Annotated in this window: 9 protein-coding genes; 5 read left to right on the top strand and 4 right to left on the bottom strand. The window is 52.0% G+C overall.

Translation table 11 applies throughout. From position 1 onward, the window contains the following. The 5 genes from H7F08_RS05580 to H7F08_RS05560 all read left to right on the top strand — a co-directional run. A partial coding sequence (locus H7F08_RS05580) for a transposase (RefSeq protein ID WP_193640053.1) occupies positions 1–196 on the top strand: 196 nt, incomplete at its 5' end. A 92-nt stretch (positions 197–288) separates the two neighbouring features. After that, complete coding sequence (locus tag H7F08_RS05575) at positions 289–1,248, top strand: MMPL family transporter (protein ID WP_227487815.1); 960 nt, start codon at positions 289–291, stop codon at positions 1,246–1,248. Positions 1,249–1,367: 119 nt separating this feature from the next. Further along, a complete protein-coding gene (locus H7F08_RS05570) occupies positions 1,368–2,393 on the top strand; it encodes a hypothetical protein (RefSeq protein ID WP_024893325.1) in 1,026 nt (341 codons plus the stop codon). A gap of 97 nt (positions 2,394–2,490) precedes the next feature. After that, positions 2,491–2,910: a ClpXP protease specificity-enhancing factor gene (locus H7F08_RS05565; RefSeq protein ID WP_024893326.1), complete on the top strand. Its 420-nt coding sequence runs from the start codon at positions 2,491–2,493 to the stop codon at positions 2,908–2,910. Further along, complete coding sequence (locus H7F08_RS05560; protein ID WP_010641202.1) at positions 2,907–3,587, top strand: transglycosylase SLT domain-containing protein; 681 nt, start codon at positions 2,907–2,909, stop codon at positions 3,585–3,587. The genes H7F08_RS05565 and H7F08_RS05560 overlap by 4 nt, the downstream gene beginning before the upstream one ends. Here the strand turns inward: H7F08_RS05560 and H7F08_RS05555 are convergent. The 4 genes from H7F08_RS05555 to accC are packed head-to-tail and all read right to left on the bottom strand — an operon-like array spanning position 3,569 to position 6,680. Further along, entirely contained in the window at positions 3,569–3,811 is a 243-nt protein-coding gene (locus H7F08_RS05555) for a helix-turn-helix domain-containing protein (RefSeq protein ID WP_010641203.1), read from the bottom strand. The genes H7F08_RS05560 and H7F08_RS05555 overlap by 19 nt on opposite strands. Before the next feature lie 11 nt (positions 3,812–3,822). Next, positions 3,823–4,455: a zinc-ribbon and DUF3426 domain-containing protein gene (locus H7F08_RS05550; RefSeq protein WP_024893327.1), complete on the bottom strand. Its 633-nt coding sequence runs from the start codon at positions 4,453–4,455 to the stop codon at positions 3,823–3,825. Positions 4,456–4,458: 3 nt separating this feature from the next. After that, positions 4,459–5,337: a 50S ribosomal protein L11 methyltransferase gene (prmA, locus tag H7F08_RS05545; protein ID WP_024893328.1), complete on the bottom strand. Its 879-nt coding sequence runs from the start codon at positions 5,335–5,337 to the stop codon at positions 4,459–4,461. Beyond that, the gene (gene accC, locus H7F08_RS05540; protein ID WP_010641208.1) at positions 5,334–6,680 is read right to left on the bottom strand and encodes an acetyl-CoA carboxylase biotin carboxylase subunit; all 1,347 of its coding nucleotides are present in this window, start codon (positions 6,678–6,680) and stop codon (positions 5,334–5,336) included. Before accC ends, prmA begins: the two co-directional genes overlap by 4 nt.

The following is a 6,680-nucleotide window of genomic DNA, read 5'->3' as shown; positions in this document are numbered from 1 at the left end:
CGCCTATACCATGCAGAACCACTGGGACGGCATTCTACGTTGGTTCGAGAGCCATCTGAGTAACGGCACTCTGGAAGGTTTCAACAGTCTGCTCCAGTCCGCCAAATCCAGGGCACGGGGCTATCGCACCCACAAGAATTTTATTAACATGGCTTACCTCGTACTGGGTAAGCTGGATCTCAAGCTACCCACTTAAAACAGCGAGGAACCATCTGGGATTATAAACCATCTGCTCTGAGTCCGGTTCCGGCGGCTGAGCAAAAACTTTATGCACGACTGCGCGCTGATTTGGGGGTATCTGGAAGCGGTTATCTGGTTGTTGTTTCAGGGCCCACGATTAACGCCACGTTGTTGACAGCTGAAAAGGCTGGAATTGCCTTACAGGGCCTGGTTGAAAATGATGTGATTGCAAGTTATGAAAGCCCTGTTAGATATCTCCCAAGCATTACCATGCAACAAGAGCGGCAAGCAGCAATTCCACCGCAAACGCAATTGGCAAAGCGATTGCATGAGGCTTTAACAGGCCTGCCGGTAAAAGCCTCCCTTTTTACACCCTTTATCCACGAGGCTGAAATACAACGTACATGTGCCCCCTTAAAACTTGCCGATCTGCATGGCACCAGCATTGGTATGGTGGTTAACAGCATGCTTGTTCACCATGGGAAAGGATGGCAGGCCATTTTGCCGATCAAGGCACCTGCATCAGGGATTGTGAATACCCAGCGCATACGTAGCAGCCTTGCCCGGCAACATATCAAAGACGCCATGCTCATTGATTTATCCGACTCATCAGATCAATTGTATAAAGGTTATCTCTCCAATGTGATTAAACTGTCATTAGCCGGTGTGGTTCTTATCGTGGTGCTTTTATTGTTTTTATTACGTTCCCCAGTTCGGGTTTTTAGAATAATGTTACCGCTAACAGCCGCTGTACTGAGCGTATCTGCAGGATTTGTCTTGTGCGGATATGAACTTAATATCATGAATCTAATTGGGCTGATGCTGATTGTTGCCATCGGGTCAAACTATGCAATATTTTTTGATCAGGCCGATAGGCATGGTCAGGGGGGAATTGCTTCGTGTACACTCGCCTCTCTGGTTATTGCCAATACTGCTACCATTATGGGATTCGCGCCACTCGCTTTTTCCGGGGTGCCTGTTCTTCAGGCCATAGGTGCCACTGTTGCTCCAGGAGTTTTTCTAGCCCTGTTGTTCTCTGCAAGCTTTTCCCAACGTCAAGCATCCTGATTCCAAGATCATTGTGGATGATCCTGTTCTGGGCCGTGCTGATTTTTGAGGAGGAGTCATCACGCGCGCGCTTGTGTCATTTTTAACTGGTACTACTTGCCTTGAAGGATTTGTTATGTATGAATGAGCCGCTGCAACTTGAATGGATCAGTACTGAAATTTTGCTGCGTCAACCCAAAGAATATCTGTCTCATGTGCTGGGTATTGTGCATTATGGTCCAAATCAAGTTCACACGGGACTCAGAGAGCTCGAAATCCCCGTTTCTTTAGTCAACGTCCCGGTTTTGGGTCATGGCGATGGTATTTGTGAACTCTGGAGGTCACAGCAAAAAGTGCGGGCGGGGAGTCACGGGCCAATTTCCTGGAGAGCCAATGAATCCTTACTGTTTCTGACGGTGGAAATCGGTAATGCTGAACAATGTTTGCATGACGCTACACGAGATGCCTACTGCGCATTGCTTGCCGAAATAACTGCTCTTGGCTATCCGCATCTGCTGAGAGTCTGGAACCACATTGGTGATATAAACGATGATTCGACTGGCCTTGAACGTTACCGACAGTTCAATATAGGTAGACTAGAAGCTTTTATGGCCGGCAACTGGTCAGTAATTGATGTTGCACCACCAGCGGCCAGCGCGCTGGGCGCGCAGCGCAATACCCCATTGGCACTGTTTGCACTGGCTTCGCATCATGCGCCACTGGCCATTGAAAATCCTCGTCAAATTCGAGCTTATGATTATCCTCAAAATTATGGACCCTGCCCGCCTACCTTTTCTCGTGCCAGCCTGATTGATCTGGATGGACCGACCCTGTTTATATCGGGCACAGCAAGTATTGTGGGTCACCAAAGTATGCACCCCGATAATTGTCGTGAACAAATCCGCGAGACCATGCGAAACATAGAGGCACTGCTCCATGAGGTCAGCTGTTCCCATGGCGTTGACTGGGAACTTGCCAACTTGCAATTCAAGGCTTATTTGCGGAATGGTGCTGATCTTTGGATGTTTCGCGAGGAAATGGATCAGATAGTCGGTAAAGAGGTAAATTGCCTGATTATCCAGGCGGACATATGCCGACGCGACCTCTTGGTTGAAATAGAAGCAGTTGCTTTGCCTTGCACAAGTACGATTGAACATCACCACTGATGATGACAGCTTGAGGATTCTGAAAATTCGGCTATATATCCCTAGTGACTCATCTGGAAGATAGTCATCCAGACCCGGAATTAATGGAGAATGCAACTTGTTGCCTGAAAGTGCCAAGCCTTATTTGCTGAATAGTGTTTATCAATGGTGTGTTGACCAGGGTCATACGCCATATATTCTGGTGGTGGTTGCCTATCCGGGGGTGGCGGTTCCCAGCGGTTATGAAAAAGACGGGCGCATGATACTGGATATTTCCCCGAATGCTTGCCACAACCTCAACATGGCTGATGGTTGGATCAGCTTTAATGCGCGCTTTGGTGGTGTGGCGCGAACGGTGGATGTACCTATGGCGGCCGTGGTGGCTATTTATGCAGCAGAAACCCAGGAGGGTATGGGTTTTGCGGAGCCAGAGCTGCCTGAGGCCCCGCCTCCAGGATCCGAACCTGAAGATCGTGTAGCGCGTGCTGCTGAGGTTCAGGAAAAACCAGAGAGACCTTCATTGCGGGTCATCAAATGAAAATTCAGGCGGGTTTCTGTGGACTGCTGTTGCTCCTGATTGCGGGGGCGGCCGAGGCAAATATCTACGCCTATACAGATAGCCATGGGGTCGTGCATCTGACCAATGTTCCGGCTGGAAACAGCGCGTATCACATGGTCATGCGCACCCCGAAAATGCCGGTAGCTACGGCTCGCGCCGACTTCAACCGGGTAGCCAAACAGCAATATCAGTCGCTGATTCACGCGGCGGCCAGCCGCTACGGGGTGAGTCCGGCTTTGGTCAATGCCGTCATTTCTGCCGAGTCTGGTTATAACGCCGGTGCGGTTTCACCCAAGGGAGCCATTGGTCTGATGCAGTTAATTCCGGCCACAGCGGCCCGTTTCGGGGTTTCCAACTCTTTCAGTCCGGCCGAAAACATCAATGGTGGCACTGCTTATCTGGCCCATCTGCTGCGTAAGTTCAGCGGTGATCTGAAACTGGCCGTGGCCGCCTATAATGCCGGTTCCGGTGCGGTTATTCAGGCGGGTTATCACATCCCTCCCTTTGCTGAAACCCAGGCCTATGTACCTCGGGTGTTGGCTTATTACCAGCGTTATCTCAATGGCAGCAGCTCTGGCCCAAGCCTGGGTGTCATTGATCATATGCCCACTCCGGTTTCGGTCTCTCCACAGCTTATTCAGGTGTCCAGCCCGTAGTTTTGCAGTTTTTTTCGCAAGGTATTGCGATTGATACCCAGCCATTGGGCAGCCGTACCCCGTTGTCCGTCACATTTCTTCAGGGTGTGTTCGAGCAGGGCACATTCCACCTGTTCAATAACCTGAGTATGCAGGTTTTTTGGCGCTTCGCCCTGCAGATCGTCCAGATAACGATCCACGATCATGACCACGCAGTCACTCAGAGTCATTGATTCTGTTGCCATGATCCTGCTCCTCAGGGTTGACTGAGCAGAGTGACCTGATAGCCTGCAGCGGCAATCAGTTTCGGACTCTTGATGGAGAACTGAACGGGTGTATGGGATAAAAATCCGGAGATGCTCTCTTCCGGCTTTGCCAGATATTCTTTAGGCGTGAATTGCAGATGGGCAATGGGTGCACCGTAAACATTACTCAGAGTGACCTGGATGACCGGGTATGCCTGCACGTGCCCCGCCAGATTCTCCATTTTTCCGGTAATTTCAGCCAAGTGATTATCCAGCGCTGTGACATGGCTATCGACAATGCGCATTTCCCTATTGGGTCCCGGCCAGGAAATCTGTGTACCTAATGTGTTGGCACTCTGGATCATGGCACGGCGGATGGGCGCACTGTTGGCTGCATAACTATAGACGCCCGTTGACCAGAGGATTTGTCCAATCAGCGCCAAAATCAACAGGAAAATAATCAACAGGAGTAAATAACGGCCCAGACGTTGCCCCAGATGGGCGCCGGCTGCACTGGTTTCGTCGTCCGGGTTTACCTGGAAGACGTGCTGGCAGACGCCACATTTCACTTGATAGTGATGTTGTTGCAGGGCCTTTGCTTCCACGCTGAAAGTGGACTCGCAACGCGGGCAGGTTATTTCCATGGTTCAGTCTCCGGATTTTCGCTGGCCATACAGCAGGGACCAGTCTTCTTCATGTTGCGGGGCGGCTAAATTAAAATAGGGTGCGTAGGCATTTTGAATGCCGGTTTCCTGGCTGTGGAGAATGCCGGAGAGGGCAATCCACCCTCCTGGCCTGGTCAATGCAGCCAGCGTCGGGGCAAGACTGAGCAGGGGCCCAGCCAGAATGTTGGCAACCAGAATATCCGCCAAGGGCAGTGGTGTTGCTTCCGGCAGGGACAGTCGCAGTCGCTCCGCGACACCATTGCGTTGGGCGTTGCTCATGGCCACTCGCAGCGCAATAGAGTCGGTATCGACTCCATAAGCTTCTTTCGCACCCAAAAGCAAAGCAGCAATAGCGAGAATACCTGAGCCGCAGCCATAATCCACAATACACTCGCCACCTTGAATGTGGCTTTCCAGAAAATGCAGGCAACGCGAAGTAGTGGGATGCGCCCCGGTACCAAAGGCCTGGCCGGGGTCGAGGTGCAGTTCGTAGCGGGTATCTTGTGGTGCTTGATCCCAGCTGGGAACCACCCAGAGTTTTCCAAACTGACGGGCCGGAAATTGTGCCTGGGTACTGGATACCCAATCCTGATCTTCCAAAGCATGGACAGAGGCTCCGTAGTTTTGCCAACCGGCCATGTTTACTAAGGCATGAATACTGGCTTCGCTATGGTTTTCGGCAGCAAAAAGCGCCTGACACTGACTTTTCTGCCAGAGCTCTCCTTCAATAAAAAGTGCTTCGCTGGTATCCAGCTCCAAAAAAGTGATGGCTTCAGCACCTGCCTCCTGCAATTGTGTTTCCACCTTTGCGGCAGAGTCGGCCGGAACCTGAAGGCTCAGTTGCCACCACGCAATGTTCATAGCGCGAGCAGTGCCTCCAGATAATGGATGTTCACTTCACCGGCTGCATATTGGGCTTCTTCAAGAATGCGGCGATGCAGAAGAATGTTGGTCTGGATGCCTTCAATGCTGGTTTCCCGCAGAGCGCTGCGCATGCGCATCTGGGCTTCTTCCCGATCATTTCCATAGGCGATGATTTTGCCGATCATGGAATCATAGAAAGGCGGTACCCGATAACCGGCATATATATGGCTGTCTACCCGAATCCCCGGACCGCCGGGTGGGTGCCATGCCGTGATTTGCCCGGGTGAGGGCATGAATTTTTCAGGATCCTCAGCGTTGATACGGCATTCAATGGCATGTCCCTGCAAGCGGACATCTTCCTGCCGGAAAGGGAGAGGCTTGCCTGCCGCAATCAGAATCTGCGCTTTGACAATGTCCACACCAGTAATCATTTCAGTCACTGGATGCTCTACCTGAACGCGGGTGTTCATCTCGATAAAGTAAAAGGTTTTACTGCCGGGGTCGTAAAGAAACTCAATGGTTCCGGCACCGCGATAGCCCATGTCTGAACAGGCTTTGACCACTGCTGCACCAATTTCGGCGCGTTGTTTATCGGTAATGCCTGGAGCCGGTGCTTCCTCGACGACCTTTTGGTGACGCCGTTGTACGGAGCAGTCCCGTTCGCCGAGGTGTACGCAATGGCCGTGCGCATCGCAGAGCACCTGGAATTCAATATGGCGGGGGGTTTCCAGAAATTTTTCCATGTACAGGGTCGGATTGCCAAAAGCCTTGCCCGCTTCTGCCCGAGTCAGGTTGGCGGCGTTTATCAAATGTGCCTCGGTGTGGACAACGCGCATGCCGCGTCCGCCACCGCCACCGGCAGCCTTGAGAATGACCGGATAACCGATTTCCTTCGCCAGTTTTTTGAGGGCTTCATTGTCATCGGGTAGGGGACCATCAGACCCGGGAACGCAGGGTACGCCGGCCTTGATCATGGCGGCCTTGGCCGCGATTTTGTCTCCCATCAGGCGAATGGTTTCTGCACGGGGACCAATAAATGCAAAACCGCTGTTTTCCACCCTTTCTGCGAAATCGGCATTTTCCGATAAAAATCCGTAGCCGGGATGAATGGCTTCGGCGTCGGTAACTTCTGCGGCAGCAATGACCGCCGGGACATTCAAATAGCTTTGATCACTGGGAGCGGGGCCGATACAGACTGATTCATCGGCCAGCTTGACGTGCATCAGGTCACGGTCGGGTTCGGAATGTACAGCCACCGTGCGGATACCCAGCTCACGACAGGCACGCTGAATGCGCAGGGCAATTTCGCCCCGGTTGGCGATGAGGATTTTCTCAAACAT

This window comes from Acidithiobacillus sp. HP-11 (assembly GCF_015100075.1).
Taxonomy (GTDB): domain Bacteria; phylum Pseudomonadota; class Gammaproteobacteria; order Acidithiobacillales; family Acidithiobacillaceae; genus Acidithiobacillus; species Acidithiobacillus thiooxidans.
The sequence above is the reverse complement of the archived record's forward strand: the minus strand, read 5'-3'. Positions and strand labels throughout refer to the sequence as shown.